This window comes from Mesorhizobium sp. Root695 (assembly GCF_001428185.1).
In the GTDB taxonomy this organism is placed as follows: Bacteria; Pseudomonadota; Alphaproteobacteria; order Rhizobiales; family Rhizobiaceae; genus Mesorhizobium.
Window position 1 is genome coordinate 12,172 of record NZ_LMHO01000022.1, and the last position, 20,363, is coordinate 32,534.

21 protein-coding genes are annotated in these 20,363 nt (G+C 61.9%); 17 read left to right on the forward strand and 4 right to left on the reverse strand.

Going from position 1 to position 20,363, the window contains the following annotated elements; all coding sequences use genetic code 11:
- Positions 1-168: 168 nt before the first annotated feature.
- The 15 genes from rpsM to ASD99_RS18830 all read left to right on the forward strand — a co-directional run bounded on the left by rpsM (position 169) and on the right by ASD99_RS18830 (position 13,843).
- On the forward strand, positions 169-537 hold the full coding sequence (gene rpsM, locus ASD99_RS18760; RefSeq protein ID WP_006205445.1) for a 30S ribosomal protein S13: 369 nt from the start codon (positions 169-171) through the stop codon (positions 535-537).
- Positions 538-663: 126 nt separating this feature from the next.
- Positions 664-1,053 (forward strand): 30S ribosomal protein S11, encoded by a 390-nt coding sequence (rpsK, locus tag ASD99_RS18765; protein WP_006205444.1) that lies wholly within the window; start codon positions 664-666, stop codon positions 1,051-1,053.
- A gap of 106 nt (positions 1,054-1,159) precedes the next feature.
- A complete protein-coding gene (locus ASD99_RS18770; RefSeq protein ID WP_013531438.1) occupies positions 1,160-2,170 on the forward strand; it encodes a DNA-directed RNA polymerase subunit alpha in 1,011 nt (336 codons plus the stop codon).
- 103 nt (positions 2,171-2,273) lie between these two features.
- A complete protein-coding gene (rplQ, locus tag ASD99_RS18775) occupies positions 2,274-2,705 on the forward strand; it encodes a 50S ribosomal protein L17 (RefSeq protein ID WP_056588614.1) in 432 nt (143 codons plus the stop codon).
- A gap of 201 nt (positions 2,706-2,906) precedes the next feature.
- Positions 2,907-4,394, forward strand: coding sequence for a DegQ family serine endoprotease (locus tag ASD99_RS18780; protein ID WP_056588616.1), 1,488 nt, complete (start codon positions 2,907-2,909; stop codon positions 4,392-4,394).
- Between the two features lie 47 nt (positions 4,395-4,441).
- Positions 4,442-5,749 (forward strand): replication-associated recombination protein A, encoded by a 1,308-nt coding sequence (locus ASD99_RS18785; protein ID WP_056588617.1) that lies wholly within the window; start codon positions 4,442-4,444, stop codon positions 5,747-5,749.
- 5 nt (positions 5,750-5,754) lie between these two features.
- Positions 5,755-6,423 carry a DUF930 domain-containing protein gene (locus tag ASD99_RS34830; protein WP_244497814.1) on the forward strand — a complete coding sequence of 223 codons (669 nt, stop codon included), beginning with the start codon at positions 5,755-5,757 and terminating at the stop codon, positions 6,421-6,423.
- Positions 6,424-6,583: 160 nt separating this feature from the next.
- On the forward strand, positions 6,584-7,414 hold the full coding sequence (locus tag ASD99_RS18795) for an aspartyl/asparaginyl beta-hydroxylase domain-containing protein (RefSeq protein ID WP_057144560.1): 831 nt from the start codon (positions 6,584-6,586) through the stop codon (positions 7,412-7,414).
- Between the two features lie 180 nt (positions 7,415-7,594).
- Positions 7,595-8,566 carry a GAF domain-containing protein gene (locus ASD99_RS18800; RefSeq protein WP_057144561.1) on the forward strand — a complete coding sequence of 324 codons (972 nt, stop codon included), beginning with the start codon at positions 7,595-7,597 and terminating at the stop codon, positions 8,564-8,566.
- Between the two features lie 142 nt (positions 8,567-8,708).
- Positions 8,709-10,226, forward strand: coding sequence for an aldehyde dehydrogenase (gene adh, locus ASD99_RS18805; RefSeq protein ID WP_056588624.1), 1,518 nt, complete (start codon positions 8,709-8,711; stop codon positions 10,224-10,226).
- Between the two features lie 93 nt (positions 10,227-10,319).
- Positions 10,320-10,673 carry a DUF779 domain-containing protein gene (locus tag ASD99_RS18810; protein WP_057144562.1) on the forward strand — a complete coding sequence of 118 codons (354 nt, stop codon included), beginning with the start codon at positions 10,320-10,322 and terminating at the stop codon, positions 10,671-10,673.
- A gap of 31 nt (positions 10,674-10,704) precedes the next feature.
- Positions 10,705-11,079, forward strand: a complete 375-nt coding sequence (gene crcB / locus ASD99_RS18815; protein ID WP_057144563.1) for a fluoride efflux transporter CrcB — start codon at positions 10,705-10,707, stop codon at positions 11,077-11,079.
- 60 nt (positions 11,080-11,139) lie between these two features.
- Entirely contained in the window at positions 11,140-12,120 is a 981-nt protein-coding gene (locus ASD99_RS18820) for an RluA family pseudouridine synthase (protein WP_056588630.1), read from the forward strand.
- Positions 12,121-12,167: 47 nt separating this feature from the next.
- Complete coding sequence (locus tag ASD99_RS18825; protein ID WP_057144578.1) at positions 12,168-13,040, forward strand: DMT family transporter; 873 nt, start codon at positions 12,168-12,170, stop codon at positions 13,038-13,040.
- A gap of 11 nt (positions 13,041-13,051) precedes the next feature.
- Positions 13,052-13,843, forward strand: a complete 792-nt coding sequence (locus ASD99_RS18830) for an ATP12 family chaperone protein (RefSeq protein ID WP_057144564.1) — start codon at positions 13,052-13,054, stop codon at positions 13,841-13,843.
- Here the strand turns inward: ASD99_RS18830 and ASD99_RS33930 are convergent.
- Positions 13,833-14,099 (reverse strand): hypothetical protein, encoded by a 267-nt coding sequence (locus ASD99_RS33930; RefSeq protein WP_162252258.1) that lies wholly within the window; start codon positions 14,097-14,099, stop codon positions 13,833-13,835. The genes ASD99_RS18830 and ASD99_RS33930 overlap by 11 nt on opposite strands.
- On the opposite strand from ASD99_RS33930, the gene ASD99_RS18835 reads away from it, so the two are divergent.
- A complete protein-coding gene (locus tag ASD99_RS18835) occupies positions 14,038-15,924 on the forward strand; it encodes an MFS transporter (RefSeq protein WP_056588634.1) in 1,887 nt (628 codons plus the stop codon). The two genes, ASD99_RS33930 and ASD99_RS18835, sit on opposite strands and share 62 nt — an antisense overlap.
- 88 nt (positions 15,925-16,012) lie before the next feature.
- On the opposite strand, the gene ASD99_RS18840 is transcribed toward ASD99_RS18835, so the two are convergent.
- Positions 16,013-16,210, reverse strand: a complete 198-nt coding sequence (locus ASD99_RS18840; RefSeq protein WP_056588636.1) for a DUF2735 domain-containing protein — start codon at positions 16,208-16,210, stop codon at positions 16,013-16,015.
- 317 nt (positions 16,211-16,527) lie between these two features.
- Between ASD99_RS18840 and ASD99_RS18845 the strand changes: the two genes are divergently transcribed.
- Entirely contained in the window at positions 16,528-17,568 is a 1,041-nt protein-coding gene (locus ASD99_RS18845; RefSeq protein ID WP_057144565.1) for a glutamine synthetase beta-grasp domain-containing protein, read from the forward strand.
- A gap of 791 nt (positions 17,569-18,359) precedes the next feature.
- On the opposite strand, the gene glnA is transcribed toward ASD99_RS18845, so the two are convergent.
- Together glnA and ASD99_RS18855 are read right to left on the reverse strand one after the other, a co-directional pair.
- Positions 18,360-19,769 carry a type I glutamate--ammonia ligase gene (gene glnA, locus ASD99_RS18850; protein WP_056588641.1) on the reverse strand — a complete coding sequence of 470 codons (1,410 nt, stop codon included), beginning with the start codon at positions 19,767-19,769 and terminating at the stop codon, positions 18,360-18,362.
- A gap of 65 nt (positions 19,770-19,834) precedes the next feature.
- Positions 19,835-20,173, reverse strand: coding sequence for a P-II family nitrogen regulator (locus ASD99_RS18855; protein ID WP_006205430.1), 339 nt, complete (start codon positions 20,171-20,173; stop codon positions 19,835-19,837).
- Between the last annotated feature and the right edge of the window lie 190 nt (positions 20,174-20,363).

Genomic DNA, 20,363 nt, shown 5'->3' on the forward strand with positions numbered 1-20,363 from the left:
TCGCTGCGGTATGGCGGCCCGTCTTCCTATCAGGCATGGGCTTTGCTTGTCCGCAAGGGCAAGGCAGCCGCTTTGAACTGGAAACTCCCGCATGGGCCGGCCTCCACCGGACGCGGGGCAACTTAAGATAGCGCCGGTTCGTCCGGCCCACATGGAGAAGAGAAGAACATGGCTCGTATAGCCGGCGTCAACATTCCTACCAACAAGCGCGTTGTCATTGCGCTTCAGTACATTCACGGCATTGGCAAGAAGTTCGCCCAGGAGATCGTCGACAAGGTCGGCATCCCGGCCGAGCGTCGCGTCAACCAGCTGACCGACGCGGAAGTGCTGCAGATCCGCGAAACCATCGACCGCGACTACCAGGTCGAAGGCGACCTGCGCCGCGAAGTCTCGATGAACATCAAGCGGCTCATGGACCTTGGCTGCTACCGCGGCCTGCGTCACCGCCGCTCGCTGCCGGTTCGCGGCCAGCGCACGCATACCAATGCGCGCACCCGCAAGGGCCCGGCCAAGTCGATCGCCGGCAAGAAGAAGTAAGTCAGCGAATAGCGAGTAGCCAATAGCGAGTAGGGGGCCCTATTCGCTATTCCCTACTCACCACTCGCTTTCCTAGGTGGAGCCGCTGGCATTACGGCGGTGTAGAGATCAACTGAAAGGACTATCATGGCCAAGGAAGCCGCTCGTGTTCGCCGTCGCGAACGCAAGAACATCTCGTCGGGCGTTGCCCACGTTAATTCGACCTTCAACAACACGATGATCACCATCACCGACGCGCAGGGCAATTCGATTGCCTGGTCGTCGGCCGGTGCCCAGGGCTTCAAGGGTTCGCGCAAGTCGACCCCATTCGCTGCCCAGATGGCTGCCGAGGATGTTGCCAAGAAGGCCCAGGAACATGGCATGCGCATGCTGGAAGTCGAGGTCTGCGGACCTGGCTCCGGTCGTGAATCGGCACTGCGCGCCCTGCAGGCGGCCGGCTTCACCATCACTTCGATCCGTGATGTGACGCCGATCCCGCACAATGGCTGCCGCCCGCGCAAGAAGCGTCGCGTCTAAGCAATTTACCGAACGTCGCGCGAGCGCCCTTAGGGCGCGCTCCTCCACGGCATTCCAGGTCGCCCGCCACGATTGGATGGTGGCGGGTCAACGGAAGGAAAGCATCATGATCCAGAAAAATTGGCAGGAACTGATCAAGCCGAACAAGATCGAGTTCTCGTCGAAGAAGAAGACGCTGACCACGCTGGTCGCCGAGCCGCTCGAGCGTGGCTTTGGCCTGACGCTGGGCAACGCGCTGCGCCGCGTGCTTCTGTCTTCGCTGCGCGGTGCGGCTGTTACCGCCGTGCAGATCGACGGCGTTCTGCATGAATTCTCGTCCATCGCCGGTGTGCGCGAGGACGTGACCGACATCGTCCTGAATATCAAGGAAATCGCCATCCGCATGGAAGGCGATGGCCCCAAGCGCATGGTCGTTCGCAAGCAGGGACCGGGTGCGGTTCTCGCCGGCGACATCCAGACGGTTGGCGACGTCGAGATCCTCAACCCCGACCACGTCATCTGCACGCTGGACGAAGGCGCTGAAATCCGCATGGAATTCACCGTCGACACCGGCAAGGGTTACGTGCCGGCGGACCGCAACCGCGCCGAAGACGCGCCGATCGGCCTCATCCCGGTCGACAGCCTCTATTCGCCGGTCAAGAAGGTCTCCTACAAGGTCGAGAACACCCGCGAGGGCCAGGTTCTCGACTATGACAAGCTGACCATGACCATCGAGACCGACGGTTCGATCACCGGCGAGGACGCGGTGGCTTTCGCCGCCCGCATCCTGCAGGACCAGCTCGGCCTGTTCGTCAATTTCGACGAGCCGCAGAAGGAAGTCGCCGCCGAGGCCGTCACCGAGCTCGCCTTCAACCCCGCGCTGCTCAAGAAGGTCGACGAACTCGAGCTTTCGGTGCGTTCGGCCAACTGCCTGAAGAACGACAACATCGTCTATATCGGCGACCTGATCCAGAAGACCGAAGCCGAGATGCTGCGCACCCCGAACTTCGGCCGCAAGTCGCTGAACGAGATCAAGGAAGTCCTGGCGGCGATGGGCCTGCACCTCGGCATGGAAGTGCCGGACTGGCCGCCGGAAAACATCGAAGATCTCGCCAAGCGTTACGAAGACCAATATTGAGCATGAATTCCAAGGATCGGCGGCGTAGCCGCTCGATCCGACGGTCATGCGGAAAACCATCAGAGGCCATGGCCTCTTGAACAACTGAAGAAGGAAAAGAGCCATGCGCCACGGTTTCAAAGGCCGCCGCTTCGCCCGAAGCATTAGCCATCGCAAGTCGATGTTCGCCAACCTCGCCGTGTCGCTGCTCGAGCATGAGCAGATCGTCACCACCCTGCCGAAGGCGAAGGACCTGCGTCCGATCGTCGAGAAGCTGGTGACGCTCGGCAAGCGCGGCGACCTGCACGCCCGCCGCCAGGTGATCGCGCAGATCGGCAACGAAGGCGTCGTCAAGCGCCTGTTCGACACCATCGCCCCGCGCTACGCCACCCGCAACGGCGGCTATCTGCGCATCATGAAGGCGGGCTTCCGCCATGGTGACAACGCCGCGATGGCCGTCATCGAGTTCGTCGATCGCGATACCTCGGCCAAGGGCGCCGGCGACCGCGCTCGCATCGAAGCCGAAGGCACCGACGCGGACGCCGCAGCCGCATAAGGCTCGGTTTTTCCGGATTGAATTCAAAGGGGCCTCTGCGGGCCCCTTTTTGTTTCTGGAAGTAGTAAATTGCGGCCAAAGCCGATCTTCTGACCAGAACCAAGGGTGTTTGCCCAAAATAATCGGATTTCAGCGGCTTAGCCTTTCATTTTGCACAATCGTCGGGACAATGCCCCCGAACTTGCCTTGGAGGATTCGCGAATGCGCGCCAACCGACTGTCCCTTGTTCTGCTCTTCGCCATGATGGCGTTTGCGGCCGCACCGGTGGTCAGGCAGGCATTGGCCGAGGAGACCAAGACCGATCCCGGCCTGTCCGATGTGCTGACCGACCTGCTGCATGGCGTCGAAGGCGAGAATGCTACTTCCGGTCCCGACAAGCGCGTGCCGTTCGGTCGCGAGGAGGTGCAGCTATCGTTCGCGCCGCTGGTCAAGCAGACGGCGCCGGCCGTGGTCAACGTCTATGCCTCGCAGACCGCCAAGGTGACGTCGCCTTTCGACGGCGATCCCTTCTTCGAGGAATTCTTCGGCCGTTCGCAGCCGCGGGCGCAGTCCTCACTCGGCTCTGGAGTGCTGGTCGACCCGACCGGCGTCGTTGTCACCAATTACCACGTCATTAAGGATGCCGATCAGGTCAAGGTGGCGACCGCGGATGGGCGTGAGTTCGACAGCAAGGTGCTGCTCAAGGACGAGACGCTCGACCTTGCCGTGCTCAAGATCACCTCGGACAAGCCGTTTCCGGTCATCGCCATCGGCGATTCCGACGCGCTTGAGGTCGGTGACCTGCTGCTGGCCATCGGCAACCCCTTCGGCGTCGGCCAGACCACCACCAGCGGCATCGTCTCGGCACTTGCCCGCAGCCATATCGGCGTGTCGGATTCGAGCTTCTTCATCCAGACCGACGCCGCCATCAACCCCGGCAATTCCGGCGGCGCGCTGATCAACATGGGCGGCCAACTGGTCGGCATCAACACCGCCATCTACAGCCGCAGCGGCGGCTCGATCGGCATCGGTTTTGCCATTCCCTCGAACATGGTTCGCGCCTTTGCCGACGCGGCCAAGGCCGGCCTCGACTTCTTTGAGCGGCCCTATATCGGCGCCGAGTTCGAAGCGGTGACGCCTCAGATCGCCGAGTCGCTCGGCATGGAGAAGCCGACCGGTGCGCTGGTCTCGTCGGTCGAGGCGACCGGACCGGCCGCCAAGGCAGGGCTCAAGCCCGGCGACGTCGTGCTGCAGCTCAACGGCAAGCCGGTCGAGAGCATCGAAGCTCTGGACTACCGGATGGCGACGCTGTCGATCGGCACCACCGCGAATTTCGCGGTTCTGACCAAAGGCCAGCAAGCGGCGATGGACATCGCGCTGGAGCGCGCTCCGGAAGGCATGAAGGCTGCTGAAGTGACGCTGCATGGCCGCAGCCCGTTCTCAGGCGCCAAGGTGGCGGAGCTGTCGCCCCGGCTCGCGCAACGGCTTGGTCTGCGCACCGATATCAAGGGTGTCACGGTGGTCGACATCAACCGCGATTCGCCCGCCGCCGATTTCGGCTTCCAGCCGGGCGACATCGTGCGCGAGGTGAACGGCACCACCATCGATACCGCCGCAACCCTGGAGCAGGCGGCCAAGACGGATACGCGCTGGTGGCGCTTTACCGTCGAGCGCGGCGGGCAGATACTGCGCCAGGTGTTGCGTTATTAGGGTACAGCCCGTGCATTCGGGCTCATGCTCCAACGAAAAAGAAGTGCATGGCCGATCTGTTCAGCGTCGATGAACCGGAAAAGACGCCGCCCGGGCGGCCACTGGCCGACAGGCTGCGGCCGAAGAATCTTGGCGAGGTCGTCGGCCAGGAGCATCTGACCGGCCCTGACGGCGCGCTGACCCGGCTGATCGGTTCGGGTTCGCTCGGCTCGATGATCTTCTGGGGGCCGCCCGGCACCGGCAAGACGACGGTGGCGCGGCTGCTGGCCGGGGAAACCAGCCTGGCCTTCGAGCAGATATCGGCTGTCTTTTCTGGCGTCGCCGACCTGAAAAAGGTATTCGAAGCAGCCAAGCTGCGCCGCGCCAATGGCCGCCAGACCTTGCTGTTCGTCGACGAGATCCATCGCTTCAACCGCGCTCAACAGGACAGTTTTCTCCCCGTCATGGAGGACGGGACCGTCGTGCTGGTTGGCGCCACGACCGAAAATCCGTCCTTCGAACTCAATGCCGCTCTGCTGTCGCGCGCGCGCGTTCTGGTCTTCCATTCGTTGGGCGAGGAGAGCATCGCCAAGCTCATGGCGCGCGCGGAGGAGACCGAGGGCAGGGCGCTGCCGCTCGACGACGAGGCGCGGGCCATGCTGATCCGCATGAGCGATGGCGACGGCCGCGCCTCGCTTACCCTCGCGGAGGAAGTCTGGCGGGCAGCAAAGCCCGGCGAGGTCTTCAATCCGGAGGGACTGCAGCGCATCGTCCAGCGCCGCGCACCGATCTACGACAAGGGCCAGGACGGCCACTACAACCTGATCTCGGCGCTGCACAAATCGGTGCGCGGCTCGGATCCCGACGCCGCACTCTACTATCTCGCGCGCATGTTCGATGCCGGCGAGGATCCGCTCTATCTCGGCCGCCGGCTGGTGCGCATGGCGATGGAGGACATCGGCCTTGCCGACCCGCAGGCGCTGGTCGTCGCCAACGCCGCCAAGGATGCCTACGACTATCTTGGCTCACCCGAGGGCGAACTCGCCTTTGCCGAGGCCACCGTCTATCTCGCCACCGCACCCAAATCCAACGCCGTCTACAACGCCTTCAAGGCGGCTACGCGGGCCGCGAAAGAACACGGCTCGCTGCTGCCACCCAAGCACATCCTCAACGCGCCGACCAAGCTGATGAAAGAGGAGGATTACGGCGCCGGCTATCGTTACGACCATGACGAGCCGGATGCTTTTTCGGGCCAGGATTATTTTCCCGAGAAGATGGGCCGCCAGACCTTCTATGATCCGCCCGAGCGCGGCTTTGAGCGCGACATCAGGAAGCGGCTCGATTATTGGGCGAAGCTGCGCAAAGAGCGGGAATAGCGGGCTTGCGTGGCCCGGTCGTCGTCACGCTTCGAAACGAGGCTTCGCCTTGGGGCATTTCCGCCGCGGTCGCACTCCACGCGCTGCTCGCTGCGATGCTGGCCTTGATGCCGTTGCCGAAACCGCCGAAACGGCTGGAGGAGGAGCGGGTGTCGGTTGACATCCTGACGCAGCAACGGTTCGAGGCCTCAACCAGGCCGCCACCAATGCCGGCGGCGCCTGAGATGCCGGCGGCGGTGCCACCGCGCGCTGCGAGCCCGGCCGTATCCCAACCGCCCGCCGCGCCGGCCATGATCCGGCCGACCGAAATGCTGTCGGCCAAGACACTGGCCGATCCGGGCAGCCGGCAGGCGCGCGCCGATTTCGCCACCTTCGCGTCCGACGAACGCATGGTGCAATTGTGCAATCTCGAAGCGATGGATCAGATCCGCCGATGGCGCACGGATTATCAGCCGGAGCGGGTGGTGCCCTACGCAACGGCGGAGGAGAAAATCGACGGAACCATGATCGCCGCGAATGGTGCGGCTTTCCGCAGTCGCAGAAACTGGTATGGTCTGAAGTTCAGATGCCAACTGGCTGGCGACGGCGAAAGCGTCGTCGGCTTCGAATTCCTGGTTGGCGATCTGATCCCCAGGGAAAAATGGGACGAGCTTGGCCTGCCGGCGGTGCATTGACCTGATACCGGCGGGCTTCATCAGGCAGCCAGCCGGCCACGATACCACGGCCGTTGTGTGGTCACCCAAAAAACCTTATCAAGGCGCACGACCGGGCGGTGGTCGTTGCCGTGATTTGGGCACCTCATTCGCAACAGGATCGCGCTTCGCGCGTGGAAAAATGACAAAAACCCTTCGCAAATCCCTTCGCAAATTCGCCATTGCCATCCCGCTTCTTGCCCTTGGCTTCTATTTCATCCCCATCCTGACCATGATCTTCATCGTCTGCGGCCTGATCGACGTGCTGCGCAACGACAGGAAGGATTTGTCACTGTTCAGCGGGTATTTCCTCGGCAACGGCCTGTTCACCTGGTTGCTTTCGCCGTTCAATCTGCTGGTCGACCTGCTGTGCTACAGAAATCCTGGCGTGTGGAAGCTGGAGCAGTTTCCCGCCGACTATCAGCGCGAGGTCAATGAAGTTCTGGACATCTTCAAGGCGCGCAAGGACGAGATCATCGCCGACATCGACGCCAATTTCGGCGCCGGTCGGCGCGGCATGTATGTCTACCAGTGGTACGGCAAGCACAAGATCGACAATGTCGCCGAGTTCAACAAGGATTTCAAATACATCAAGACCATCGCCGTTTCCGTGTTCAGCAAGCGCGAATCGACGTCCTGGCACTTCGGCCCGCTGCGGCTCAGCCTGCGCATTCTCTACAATCTGATCCCGGTGAAATCGGAGATTTTCGTCGAGTGCGGCAACGTCAAGAACTACTGGTACGACAATCCGCTGTTCATCTTCGACGACACGCTGCTGCATCGCTCGGTCAACGAGTATGACGGACGCCGCTACTGTGTGTTCATGGACATTATCAGGCCATCCCCGGTTCCGAGGCTGATCGCGGGCATGCTCGCCATCGTCTCGGTGAGCGTCGAGCGCATCAATTCCATGTTCTACAAGAATTGGAAGATGATCGGTTCGACCAAGCCGAAGAAGGCCGGGACGACCTGAGCTTTAAGGTCAGCGCTGCCGAGTCAGGACCCAGCCGGTCCCTCTAACAGGCTGTTGTTACAACCAACGTCCTATAGCGTCGTCGAGCCTTGTTCCCCTACAACTTGATGCAGCGGATATATCTGGGAGGATATAACGCTGCTGTTGAGTTGGAAGTGACAGTCGCCTTGGGAGGATAAGGTGAGCGGACGGCAGCCGACTGGTCATCATTCGGATTTTATCCAGGCATCAATCGCCAGCAACGATGCGGCGCGCTCGGCGTTGGTCGCCTCATGGCGGCGTTCGCTGACATTGCACGGTCTCGATCCGGCCGAGCGCCAGGCGCCACGACGCTTGACTGAAGGCGAGCTGAGGCAAGCCCGGCAGCGTATGGAACCGTTGCGCCGTGCCGCCGATGCCAGCCTCGACCGGCTATACATGGCTGTCGGCGGGGTTGGTTGCTGCGTGCTGCTTGCCGACAGTGAAGGCATCCCGGTCGACCGCCGCGGCGCAGTCGCCGACGACGACACGTTCGACGAGTGGGGACTGTGGACGGGCACCGTCTGGAGTGAGGACTCCGAGGGCACCAACGGCATTGGCACATGCCTTGCCGATCAGCGCGCGCTCACCATTCATCGCGACCAGCATTTCTTCGCGCGCAACACATTGCTCAGTTGCACCACCGCGCCGATCTTCGATCACGAAGGCAATCTGGCGGCGGCGCTCGATGTCTCGTCGTGCCGGTCGGACCTGACCGAAGGGTTCGTCAACCTGATCGCCATCGCGGTCGGCGATGCCGCGCGCCGCATCGAGACCGAGAATTTCCGCCTGGCGTTTTCCAACGCCCGCATCTTGCTGGCGCCGGTCGCCGAGCGCAGCGCCGGCGCGCTGATTGCCGTCGATGCCGACGATCTGGTGGTGGGTGCGACGCGCTTGGGGCGCCAGGCTCTCGGCATCACCCAACAGATCTTGGCCAAGGGGTTGCCGGCCGCCGACATTCTTGCCGGCTCGGCCGGGGCCGCTGAAGGCTTGGACGAAGCGGAGCGCGGCGTGGTGCAGCGCGCCATCGCGCGCGCAGAAGGCAATGTTTCGGCCGCCGCCAACAATCTTGGAATTTCACGCGCCACTTTGCATCGCAAGCTCGCCCGCCTCGGCATCCGCCGTCCGCACTGAGCTTTGAGGGGCAGAGCTGTCGCAGATATGCGACACTCGGTACCGGTCGAATGCTGGGCATGGGCTGACAAGTCCAACCCCATCCGCAACTCTTCCCAGTGACACGTCACATCCCGTGGCGCTGCATATTGGGAGGAAGACAATGAACAAGGTGGAATTTTCCCGCACGGCCAAGGTTCCCTTCGCCAAGCGCTATGAGAACTTTATCGGCGGCAAATGGGTGGCACCGCTGTCTGGAAAATATTTCGAGAACATCTCGCCGGTAAACGGCCGGCCGCTGGGCGAGGTCGCTCGGTCCGACGCCCGGGACATCGAGGCAGCGCTCGACGCCGCGCACAAGGCCAAGGATGCCTGGGGCAGGACAAGCGCCGCCGCCCGCGCGTTGATCCTCAACCGCATCGCCGACCGCATGGAGGACAATCTCGACCTGCTGGCCCTCGCCGAGACCTGGGACAACGGCAAGCCGATCCGCGAAACGACCGCCGCCGATCTGCCGCTGGCGATCGACCATTTCCGCTATTTCGCCAGCGCCGTGCGTAGCCAGGAAGGCGGCATCTCCGAGATCGATCACGACACCGTCGCCTATCATTTTCATGAGCCGCTTGGCGTCGTCGGTCAGATCATTCCCTGGAACTTCCCCCTGCTGATGGCGGTGTGGAAGCTGGCGCCCGCACTTGCCGCAGGCAACTGCGTCGTGCTGAAGCCGGCCGAACAGACGCCCGCCACCATCATGCTTTGGGCCGACCTTGTCGGCGACCTCTTGCCCGACGGCGTGCTCAACATCGTCAACGGCTTTGGCCTCGAGGCCGGCAAGCCGCTCGCTTCGTCGAACCGCATCGCCAAGATCGCCTTCACCGGCGAGACGACGACCGGCCGGCTGATCTCGCAATATGCGAGCCAGAACCTCATCCCGGTGACGCTCGAACTCGGCGGCAAGTCGCCCAACATCTTCTTCCAGGACGTGACATCGGAGGATGACGACTTTTTCGACAAGGCGATCGAAGGCTTCGTCATGTTCGCGCTCAATCAGGGCGAGGTCTGCACCTGCCCGAGCCGGGCGCTGGTGCATGAGAAGATCTACGACAAGTTCATGGAAAAGGCTCTGAAGCGGGTCGAGGCGATCGTCCAGGGCGATCCGCTCGATCCGGCAACGATGATTGGCGCGCAGGCGTCGGGCGAACAGCTGGAAAAGATCCTGAGCTATTTCGACATCGGCCGGCAGGAGGGCGCCGAAGTGCTGATCGGTGGCGAACAGAACCATCTGCCGGGCGATCTGGCGGGCGGCTACTATGTCAAGCCGACCGTGTTCAGGGGTCACAACAAGATGCGCGTCTTCCAGGAGGAGATCTTCGGGCCGGTGGTTTCCGTCACCACCTTCAAGGATGATGACGAAGCGCTGTCGATCGCCAATGACACGCTCTACGGCCTCGGCGCCGGCATCTGGAGCCGCGACGCGAACCGCTGCTACCGGTTCGGCCGCGCTATCCAGGCGGGACGCGTCTGGACCAACTGCTACCATGCCTATCCCGCGCATGCGGCGTTCGGCGGCTACAAACAGTCCGGCATCGGCCGCGAGAACCACAAGATGATGCTCGACCACTATCAGCAGACCAAGAACATGCTGGTCAGCTACAGCCCGAAGAAACTCGGCTTCTTCTGATCGCCCGCAAAGGCGGTATCTCAGGCGGCGCGGCCAACAGGCCGCGCCGCCGCATTGGCCTTTGGGAGGATTGTCAGGCTCGATAAGGTGTCCATGGGAAAGGTTTCCGCGACGCCCGCAGCCAAGGTTTTTCTGGCCGAAATCATCGCCGATCACGGTCCGGTGCTGTTTCACCAGTCTGGCGGCTGCTGTGACGGGTCGTCGCCCATGTGCTATCCTCAGGGGGATTTCATCGTCGGCGACAATGATCTCCTGCTGGGTGGGATCGGCGAGACGCCGGTCTACATCAGCGCTTCGCAATATGAGGTGTGGAAACACACCGATCTCATCATCGACGTCGTGCCAGGCAGGGGCGGCATGTTCTCGCTCGACAACGGGCGTGAGAGGCGGTTCCTGACGCGTTCAACTGTTTGCCCGGTGCCAGCGCCTACGCGCACAGGGGATTGACCTCGCCGCCCCGGCGGGGGCAGAAACGGTTATGTTCAATCTGCTTCTCGTTGTGGTCGGCGGCGGCATCGGCGCCGGCATTCGTCATCTCACCAGCATGGGCGCTCTGCGCCTTGTCGGCCCCAACTATCCCTGGGGCACGATGGCCATCAACATCGTCGGTTCCTTCGCCATGGGCCTGTTCATCGCCATCCTCGCGCGCCGCGGCGGATCGAACGAGCTCAGACTGTTCGTCGCCACCGGCATTCTCGGCGGCTTCACCACTTTTTCCGCGTTCTCGCTCGATTTCGCGACGCTTTGGGAGCGGGGAGCCACGCTGCCGGCGTTTGGATATGCCCTTGCCAGCGTCATTGGCGCCATTATCGCCCTGTTTCTGGGACTTTGGCTCGCAAGAACCGTTTCATAATGCTATTGCCGCGCCGAGGGCAGGCCGAGCTCTGCTCGGGAAACGGATAAGCGAAAAGATATGGCAGGCGTTGAACAGATTACGGTGGAGGCCGGCGAGGCGGGCATGCGGCTCGATCGCTGGTTCAAGACCCACTTCCCGGGCCTTGGTTTTGGCCATCTGCAAAAGCTGCTGCGCTCCGGCCAGATCCGCGTCGACGGCGGCCGGGTCAAGGCCGACACCCGCGTCGAACCCGGCCAGATGGTCCGCGTTCCGCCGCTCGAGGTCGACAAGAAGGGCGAGAGCGCGCTGACCGGTCACTCGATCCGCAACCAGGGCGATGCCGACGTCCTGGCGAAAATGCTGATCCACGAGGATCCCAAGGTTTTTGTCTTCAACAAACCGGCGGGCCTTGCCGTGCAGGGCGGCTCGGGCGTCACCCGCAATGTCGACGACATGCTGGAGGCTTGGCGCAACCAGAAGGGCGAGAAGCCGCGGCTGGTGCATCGGCTCGATCGCGACACCTCGGGCGTGCTGGTCGTCGCCCGCACCCGCCTTGCCGCCATGAAGCTCTCGGAAGCGTTTCGCGCCCGCGAGACCAAGAAGACCTATTGGGCGCTGGTCAAGGGCGTGCCGCCCAAGCGCGAGGACAAGATCTCGACCTGGCTGATCAAGGAGCCGACGCCGGACGGTGACCGCGTGCGTGTCGCAGCGCATGGCGAAAAGGGCGCCGACCACGCCGTAACCTACTACCGTATCATCGAGCAGGCGGCGCAGACGATGACTTGGCTGGAAATGGAGCCCTACACGGGTCGCACGCACCAGCTTCGCGTCCATGCCGCTTACATCGGCTGCCCGATCCTGGGCGATCCGAAATATTTCGAGGCCGATACCAACTGGGACTTTCCCGGCGGCATTCAAAACCGCCTGCACCTGCATGCGCGCCGCATCATCATTCCGCACCCGGACAAGGGCGTCATCGATGTCACCGCGCCGATGCCGCCGCATATGCGCCAGAGCTGGAACCTGATCGGCTTCGACGACGCCAGCGCGGAGGACTGATTGTGAGCGGCGCCACCGACGCGCTCGACCGGCGCGACACGGTCGACATGGCCGCTGCCGCCATCATGGTCGGCCTGACCTTTTCCTGGGGGCTGAACTATGTCGCCGCCAAGATCTCCTACGCCGGCTACGACCCCGTCTTCCTGTCGATTGCGCGCTCGATCATCGGCGGCTTGTGTGTGTTCGCCTGGTGCCGGTGGCGCGGCATAGCGCTTTTCACCCGTGATGGAACATTGCTCGCCGGCATCGCGGTTGGCGCGCTTTTCGGCATCGAGTTCCTTTGCCTTTATGTTGGTCTGGAGCACACCACCGTTGCCCGCAACACGCTGCTGGTCAACACAATGCCGTTCTGGATGCTGCTCGGCGGCCATTTCCTGCTCGGTGAGCAGATCACCTTGCGCAAGTTGCTTGGTCTGCTGCTGGCCTTTGCTGGCCTTGCCGCGGTGTTTTCCGACAAGCTCGGCGGCGGCGGGGACATGCTGTTCGGCGATCTCCTGAGCCTCGGCTCCGGATTTTTCTGGGCCTTGACCAACATTCTCATCAAGCGGTCGAAGCTGGTCGAGGCGAGTGCTGAAAAGCTTCTGCTCTATCAGCTCGCCGGCGCGGCAATCGTCGGCATGTTGGTGTTGCCTCTCGCCGGTCCGGCCGTTCGCGACCCGACCGTGCTGCCGACTTTGGCTCTGCTTTTCCAGGCGGTCTACATCGTCGCCTTCACCTATGTGCTGTGGTTCTGGCTGCTGCGGCGCTATCCGGCGTCAGGCCTGTCGAGTTTCACCTTCCTGTCGCCGGTTTTCGGCGTGCTGTGCGGCGCCATGTTCTTGAATGAGCCGCTGACCATGCGCATTTTCCTGGCACTTGGCCTGATCGCCGCCGGCCTGATCATCGTCAACCGGCCGGTGCGCAAGCTGACGCTGGTGTGAGAGAGACTTCCATGCGTGATATCCTCAACGATCTCGAAGCGGGCAAACATCTTTCCGACCCAGATCCGGTGCGCCGCGCTCAGATCCAGATGAAGACGCATCTGCCGAAGCGCTTCTACAAGACCGTCTCGGTCGCGCCTGTGGACAATGGCTTTGCCGTGCATCTCGACGGCAAGCCGGTGCGCACGCCGGCCAAGGCGCTGCTGGCACTGCCGACCGAGGCGGCGGCGGCGCTCGTCGCCGACGAGTTCGCCGCACAGGGCGAGACCATCGATCCGGTGACCATGCCGGTGATGCGCCTTGTGAACACCGCCATCGATGGCGTCGCCACCGACCCGCAGGCGGTGCTGGAAGACATTCTGCGCTTCGCCTCATCCGATCTGCTCTGCTATCGCGCCGACGCGCCGCAGGGGCTGGTGGATTGGCAGAACCAGCACTGGGACCCGGTGATCGACTGGGCGAGGGCGACGCTCGGGGCTCGCTTTAATCTCGCCGAGGGGATCATCCATGTCGAGCAGCCGCGTGAGACCATCGCCGTGCTGGGCAGCCATCTTGCCCAGCGCGCCGACCCGCTGCGGCTCGCCGCCATCCATGTGATGACCTCGCTGACCGGCTCGGCGCTGCTGGCGCTGGCTGTCGATCTCGGCGAGCTCGACGCCGAGGCTGCCTGGGCTGCCGGCCATGTCGACGAGGACTGGCAAATCGAGCATTGGGGGCAGGACGCCGAAGCGGTCGCACGCCGCTCGGGCCGCAAGCGCGACATGATGGCCGCTATCGGCCTGCTCGAAGCGCTCAAGGGCTGACGGGCTTCGCCGCTCGCTCCACTTCATCCCGCAGCGCACCTAATACCAAAGTCATAATCCCAAAGACGCGCTGCCTTTGGCGGCTGCTTTCTGTCATTTCTTCCGGGATGGCTGTCATGAGTCCGCGTTCGGAGGAGAACACGGACAAATGCTGTGCAGCATCGAGGACAAGGGTCTCACGGGAGGACAACTCAATGGCAATGGCATCAACCGCCGGAGCAAGCCGCGGCATGACGCGAGAGGAGAAGAAGGTCATCTTCGCTTCCTCGCTCGGTACCGTTTTCGAATGGTATGATTTCTATCTCTACGGCTCGCTGGCCGTGTTCATTGGTTCGACCTTTTTCAGTCCAGCCATTCCGGAAGCGACGCGCAACATCTTCGCGCTGCTGGCTTTCGCCGCCGGCTTCCTGGTACGCCCGTTCGGCGCATTGCTCTTCGGCCGCATCGGCGACCTTGTCGGCCGTAAATATACTTTCCTCGTCACCATGACGATCATGGGCCTGTCGACCTTCCTGGTCGGCTTGCTCCCTGGCTATGCGACCTTGGGCATCGCGGCTCCCGTGATCCTGATCATCTTGCGCATGCTACAGGGCCTGGCGCTCGGTGGTGAATATGGTGGCGCGGCCACCTATGTCGCCGAGCATGCGCCTGATGACCGCCGCGGCTTCTACACATCATGGATCCAGACGACGGCGACGCTCGGCCTCTTCCTGTCACTGATCGTCATCCTGATCGTGCAGGCGTCACTGAGCAAGGAAAGCTACGCCGCCTGGGGTTGGCGCATTCCTTTCATCGTCTCCTTCCTGTTGCTCGCCGTTTCAATCTGGATCCGGCTGTCTCTCTCCGAATCTCCGACCTTCCAGAAGATGAAGGACGAAGGGAAAGGCTCCAAGGCGCCGCTTTCGGAAGCCTTTGGCCAGTGGAAGAATGCCAAGATCGCCATCCTGGCGCTGCTCGGCCTCACCGCCGGCCAGGCCGTGGTGTGGTACAACGGCCAGTTCTATGCGCTGTTCTTCCTGACCAGCGTGCTCAAGGTCGACGCGCAGTCTGTCAACATCATGATCGCCATCGCGCTGGCGATCGGCTCGATCTTCTTCGTCGTCTTCGGCTGGCTCTCTGACAAGATCGGCCGCAAGCCGATTATTATGGCGGGCCTTGCCCTGGCGATTGTCTGCACCTTCCCGCTGTTCAAGGCACTGACCTGGGCTGCCAATCCGGCGCTTGCCACGGCCCAGCAGAACACGCGGGCGACGGTGACGGCTGCACCTGGCGACTGCAAGTTCCAGTTCAATCCGGTCGGCACGGCGAAGTTCACGACATCCTGCGACATCGCGACTTCGTTCCTGACCAAAAACTCGGTTCCCTATGATGTGGAGTCGACGGCCGCGGCCGGAACACCCGCATCGGTCAAGATCGGCAACGAGACGGTGGATTCCTATGACGCTATCGCCGCTGGCGATCAGGCCAAGGCCAAGGACGCAGCCTTCGTGAAAGCCGTCAACATGTCGTTGCGGGACGGCGGCTATCCGCTGAAGCGCGCGGCAATCAAGGTTGCGGACCAGAAACTCGACGCGTTTGTCGCCGCCAACCCGGAACTGAAGCTGGACGCCGCCGCCATCCGCGCCGGTGAGAAGGCGACGGTGCCGATCGACCAGGCGGTCAAGGACAAGCTGCTGACCACCGATGAGGCGGCTGGCGCACCTGAAGTCACCGTCTACAATATTCCGGGCGGCGGCGCGTTCGCCATGTTCGCCGATCCGGCGGCCGTGAACTGGCCAATGACGATCGGCATACTGTTCATCCTGATCCTGTTCGTGACCATGGTCTACGGGCCGATCGCGGCGATCCTGGTCGAGATGTTCCCGACCCGCATTCGCTACACTGGCATGTCGCTGCCCTATCACATTGGCAATGGCTGGTTCGGCGGTCTGCTGCCGGCCACCGTGTTTGCGCTCAGTGCCTACAAAGGCGACATCTACTACGGCCTTTGGTATCCGGTGATCATCGCCGCGATGACGCTGGTCATCGGCATGATCTTCGTCAAGGACACGCTGGGAACCGATCTGAACACCAAGCAGTAACGGACTACTCAGGAACCAACAGAAAACCCGGCGCGAGCGATCGCGCCGGGTTTTTCAATACGTGTCAGACTGGTGATGGGGGCAGGGGTTAACTTTGCCGTTCCTGCTTCTCGTCCTCGATGGCCGCCTCGTGATACCAGCCATCGCCGAAATCCGTCCATACACCACGCAGCGAGGCAAGCTCTGCCGCAAACTTAGCCTTGCTGCTCAAATTTGAGGCAGAGGCCCGCGTTGCCGCCGGGAACATCAGAATTTTGGCCGACGGTCGCGTGGAAATGATTTCCATTGTCGAGCTCCTTTCTTCTGCCGAACCTTGTCGATTCAACTTGATCTGAAGATAAGGTCTGCAACCAAGATAGGCAATATGCCTACGAAAAGATCAGTATTTGCCTATTATTTGTGCGTATTGCGGCTGTGATTGATGCGGACGCATTGCTTAGGCGGCGCGCCAACTTCAATGGAATGCCGCGTCAATTTTGCCGCACCCTCCAGGCCAAGAGTGGCACACGAATTGCGTTTTAAGGATCCGGCAGGGCCGGCTGCTGATGGCAGACGCATGTCGACGCCGTTCAGTGTTCGGTGATCAAGCAACGAGAGGCTAGAATGACGAAATACAAGCTCGAGTACATTTGGCTCGATGGATACACCCCGGTCCCCAACCTTCGCGGCAAGACGCAGATCAAGGAATTCGCCGAATTCCCGACGCTCGAGCAGCTGCCGCTGTGGGGCTTCGATGGTTCCTCGACCCAGCAGGCCGAGGGGCACAGCTCCGACTGCGTGCTGAAGCCGGTTGCCGTTTATCCGGATCCCGCCCGCACCAACGGCGTGCTGGTCATGTGCGAAGTCATGATGCCAGATGGTGTCACGCCGCATGCCTCCAACAAGCGCGCCACCATCCTCGATGACGAGGGCGCCTGGTTCGGCTTCGAGCAGGAATATTTCTTCTACAAGGATGGCCGCCCGCTCGGCTTCCCCGAGAGCGGCTATCCCGCACCGCAGGGTCCGTACTACACCGGCGTCGGATATTCCAATGTCGGCTCGGTCGCGCGCCAGATCGTCGAGGAGCATCTCGACCTCTGTCTCGCCGCCGGCATCAACCACGAAGGCATCAATGCCGAAGTGGCCAAGGGCCAGTGGGAATTCCAGATTTTCGGCAAGGGCTCCAAGAAGGCCGCCGACCAGATGTGGATGGCCCGCTACCTGATGCAGCGCCTGACCGAGAAATACGGCATCGACATCGAATACCACTGCAAGCCGCTCGGCGACACCGACTGGAACGGTTCGGGTATGCACGCCAACTTCTCGACCGCCTATATACGCGAAGTCGGCGGCAAGGCCTATTTCGAAGCGCTGATGGCGGCTTTCGACAAGAACCTGATGGATCACATCGCCGTCTACGGTCCGGACAACGACAAGCGCTTGACCGGTAAGCACGAGACCGCACCGTGGAACCGGTTCAGCTATGGCATCGCCGACCGCGGCGCCTCGATCCGCGTGCCGCATTCCTTCATCAAGAGCGACTACAAGGGCTACCTGGAAGACCGCCGGCCGAACTCGCAGGGTGACCCCTACCAGATCGCCTCGCAGATCCTGAAGACGATCGCTTCGGTGCCGGCAAGCGCCCAGGTTTCCGCTGCCGCATAAGCATTTCGGTATAGATGACAAGAAGCCCCGGCGAGAGAACGCCGGGGCTTCTTGCTTGTGAGCTGATGAAAATAGCCAAGTGTCCGGCGAAGGCCGGGGTTCCTTTTTTGCCGTTGTCCGGCGGATCGCGTCCCGGACAGAACATACCCAGAAAAAGTCAGGCAATTCAGGCGGTCGGAATCCCGCTGGATTCCCGGCCGTGGCCGTAGGCGGTTCCAGCTATCACTTTTCGGAAAAGCCCGGAAAACCGCCTTTTCCAGCCCCTGTTTGTGGTTACTGCCCTTCCATAAGCATCTGTTCATGCAACGAAATCGGCCATCCACAGCCCGGTTGGCGGCGTTGACAGGTCGCAGCGCGGCATGCGTATTCGCAGGCCTTGGGGTTACGTCACGCAATGCTGTTCGAACGGGCGGGGTTTTCTTGAACGGCGGCATTGGCGGGGGCGCCGGACGAGCGGTCACTGTAGCCTGAGACAGTGCTCCGCTCGCTCCTGGCTTCATGTTCGCGATCGAATTGTGATCCGCTTTCCATTCATCTGACTTTGCTGAACCCGGGACTGACGTCACCGGATCGATGTGTCGTGCCTGCCGATGGACCGCGCGCTCATGAACCCAGACATACGCGCGAGCGTCGAAAACTCAACGCAGATACGCTGCTCATGTCCAGTCGGCGCGCGCGAAATCGGGCTCGATCAGCAGGCACGCCCTATCGGTGCGCAGCAAAAAGCCCTTGAAAGAGGGAAATCTTTCAAGGGCTTGAATATTGGATTGAACCTTAGTCTGAGATGGATCTCAGACGGAATAGTACATGTCGTACTCGACTGGGTGCGGGGTCATTTCGAAGCGCATCACCTCGGCCATCTTCAGCTCGATATAGCTGTCGATCTGGTCGTCGTCGAACACGCCACCGGCCTTCAGGAAACCTCGGTCCTTGTCGAGGCTCTGGAGGGCTTCGCGCAGCGAGCCGCAGACGGTCGGGATCTTCTTCAATTCCTTCGGCGGCAGGTCGTAGAGGTCCTTGTCCATCGGTTGGCCGGGATGGATCTTGTTCTTGATGCCGTCAAGGCCGGCCATCAGCAGCGCAGCGAAGCCGAGATAGGGGTTCGCGCCCGGATCGGGGAATCGGATCTCGACGCGCTTGGCCTTCGGCGACGAGCCGAACGGGATGCGGCAGGAGGCCGAGCGGTTGCGCGCCGAATAGGCGAGCAGCACCGGCGCTTCGTAACCCGGCACCAGACGCTTGTAGGAGTTGGTCAGCGGATTGGTGAAGGCGTTGATCGCCTTGGCGTGCTTGATGATGCCGCCGATGTAGAACAGGCAGCTTTCCGACAGGCCGGCATATTCATTGCCGGCGAAGGTCGGCTTGCCGTTCTTCCAGATCGACATGTGGACGTGCATGCCCGAGCCGTTGTCGCCGAAGATCGGTTTTGGCATGAAGGTCGCTGTCTTGCCGTAGGCGTTGGCAACCTGGTGCACGACGTACTTGTAGATCAGCATCTTGTCGGCATTGCGCACCAGCGCGTCGAACTTGATGCCGAGTTCGTGCTGGGCGGCTGCCACCTCGTGGTGGTGCTTTTCGACGCGCACGCCCATTTCGGCGAGCACGGTCAGCATTTCCGAGCGCATGTCCTGCGCGCTGTCGATCGGCGGCACGGGGAAATAGCCGCCCTTGACGCGCGGACGGTGACCGAGATTGCCGGTCTCATAGTCGGTGTCGTCGTTCGACGGCAGCTCGGTCGAGTCGAGCTTGAAGCCGGTGTTGTAGGGGTCGGCCTTGTACTTCACGTCGTCGAACACGAAGAATTCGGCTTCCGGGCCGACAAAGATGGTGTCGCCGATGCCTTCCGCCTTCATATAGGCCTCGGCCTTCTTGGCCGTACCGCGCGGATCGCGGTTGTAGGATTCACCCGAAACCGGATCGAGGATGTCGCACAGGATGACCATGGTCGACTGCGCGAAGAACGGGTCCATGTGGACCGTTTCAGGATCGGGCATCAGCACCATGTCGGACTCGTTGATGGCCTTCCAGCCGGCAATCGACGAGCCGTCGAACATCACGCCATCGGCGAACATGTCTTCCTCGACCTCGATGACATCCATCGTCACGTGCTGCAGCTTGCCCTTCGGGTCTGTGAAGCGCAGGTCGACGAATTTCACGTCGTTGTCCTTGATCTGCTTCATGATGTCTTTGGCTGTCGTCATGTCATGTATCCCTGTGTGATGACGTTTTTTGATGATGACGTTTTCAGGAGGATGGCCGGGTCAGGTCAGACCGCGTCCATGCCCGTTTCGCCGGTGCGGATTCGCACGACTTCCTCGATATTGGAAACGAAGATTTTGCCGTCGCCGATGCGGCCGGTCTGGGCCGCCTTGCGGATGGCCTCGATCGCACCTTCGACCGCGTCGTCGCCAAGCACGACCTCGATCTTCACCTTGGGCAGGAAATCGACGACATATTCGGCGCCGCGGTAGAGTTCGGTATGGCCCTTCTGGCGACCGAAGCCTTTTGCCTCGGTGACAGTGATGCCCTGCAGTCCGGCCTCCTGAAGCGCTTCCTTCACTTCGTCCAGCTTGAATGGCTTGATGATCGCTTCGATCTTTTTCATGTAAAAAGTGGCCTCCACTGCCAAAAAAACGGGTTGTGAGCCCCCGCTTGCGCCTCCATCTAGCACGAACTGTGCCAATTGGACGGATTCGAAGCGGTCTCATACGATTTCAAAGCCGCGCCGCGCCGGGATGCAAATTCGCGTCATTCGCTGCACCGGAAGCGGCACGGGCTGCCGGAGCTTACATAGC

What these genes read in the sequence shown, in the direction of transcription:
- rpsM (WP_006205445.1), top strand. Translation starts at nt 169, where the DNA reads ATGGCTCGTATAGCCGGCGTCAACATTCCTACCAACAAGCGCGTTGTC.
- rpsK (WP_006205444.1), top strand. Translation starts at nt 664, where the DNA reads ATGGCCAAGGAAGCCGCTCGTGTTCGCCGTCGCGAACGCAAGAACATC.
- ASD99_RS18770 (WP_013531438.1), top strand. Translation starts at nt 1,160, where the DNA reads ATGATCCAGAAAAATTGGCAGGAACTGATCAAGCCGAACAAGATCGAG.
- rplQ (WP_056588614.1), top strand. Translation starts at nt 2,274, where the DNA reads ATGCGCCACGGTTTCAAAGGCCGCCGCTTCGCCCGAAGCATTAGCCAT.
- ASD99_RS18780 (WP_056588616.1), top strand. Translation starts at nt 2,907, where the DNA reads ATGCGCGCCAACCGACTGTCCCTTGTTCTGCTCTTCGCCATGATGGCG.
- ASD99_RS18785 (WP_056588617.1), top strand. Translation starts at nt 4,442, where the DNA reads ATGGCCGATCTGTTCAGCGTCGATGAACCGGAAAAGACGCCGCCCGGG.
- ASD99_RS18795 (WP_057144560.1), top strand. Translation starts at nt 6,584, where the DNA reads ATGACAAAAACCCTTCGCAAATCCCTTCGCAAATTCGCCATTGCCATC.
- adh (WP_056588624.1), top strand. Translation starts at nt 8,709, where the DNA reads ATGAACAAGGTGGAATTTTCCCGCACGGCCAAGGTTCCCTTCGCCAAG.
- ASD99_RS18810 (WP_057144562.1), top strand. Translation starts at nt 10,320, where the DNA reads ATGGGAAAGGTTTCCGCGACGCCCGCAGCCAAGGTTTTTCTGGCCGAA.
- crcB (WP_057144563.1), top strand. Translation starts at nt 10,705, where the DNA reads ATGTTCAATCTGCTTCTCGTTGTGGTCGGCGGCGGCATCGGCGCCGGC.
- ASD99_RS18820 (WP_056588630.1), top strand. Translation starts at nt 11,140, where the DNA reads ATGGCAGGCGTTGAACAGATTACGGTGGAGGCCGGCGAGGCGGGCATG.
- ASD99_RS18825 (WP_057144578.1), top strand. Translation starts at nt 12,168, where the DNA reads ATGGCCGCTGCCGCCATCATGGTCGGCCTGACCTTTTCCTGGGGGCTG.
- ASD99_RS18830 (WP_057144564.1), top strand. Translation starts at nt 13,052, where the DNA reads ATGCGTGATATCCTCAACGATCTCGAAGCGGGCAAACATCTTTCCGAC.
- ASD99_RS18835 (WP_056588634.1), top strand. Translation starts at nt 14,038, where the DNA reads ATGGCAATGGCATCAACCGCCGGAGCAAGCCGCGGCATGACGCGAGAG.
- ASD99_RS33930 (WP_162252258.1), bottom strand. Translation starts at nt 14,099, where the DNA reads ATGACCTTCTTCTCCTCTCGCGTCATGCCGCGGCTTGCTCCGGCGGTT.
- ASD99_RS18840 (WP_056588636.1), bottom strand. Translation starts at nt 16,210, where the DNA reads ATGGAAATCATTTCCACGCGACCGTCGGCCAAAATTCTGATGTTCCCG.
- ASD99_RS18845 (WP_057144565.1), top strand. Translation starts at nt 16,528, where the DNA reads ATGACGAAATACAAGCTCGAGTACATTTGGCTCGATGGATACACCCCG.
- glnA (WP_056588641.1), bottom strand. Translation starts at nt 19,769, where the DNA reads ATGACGACAGCCAAAGACATCATGAAGCAGATCAAGGACAACGACGTG.
- ASD99_RS18855 (WP_006205430.1), bottom strand. Translation starts at nt 20,173, where the DNA reads ATGAAAAAGATCGAAGCGATCATCAAGCCATTCAAGCTGGACGAAGTG.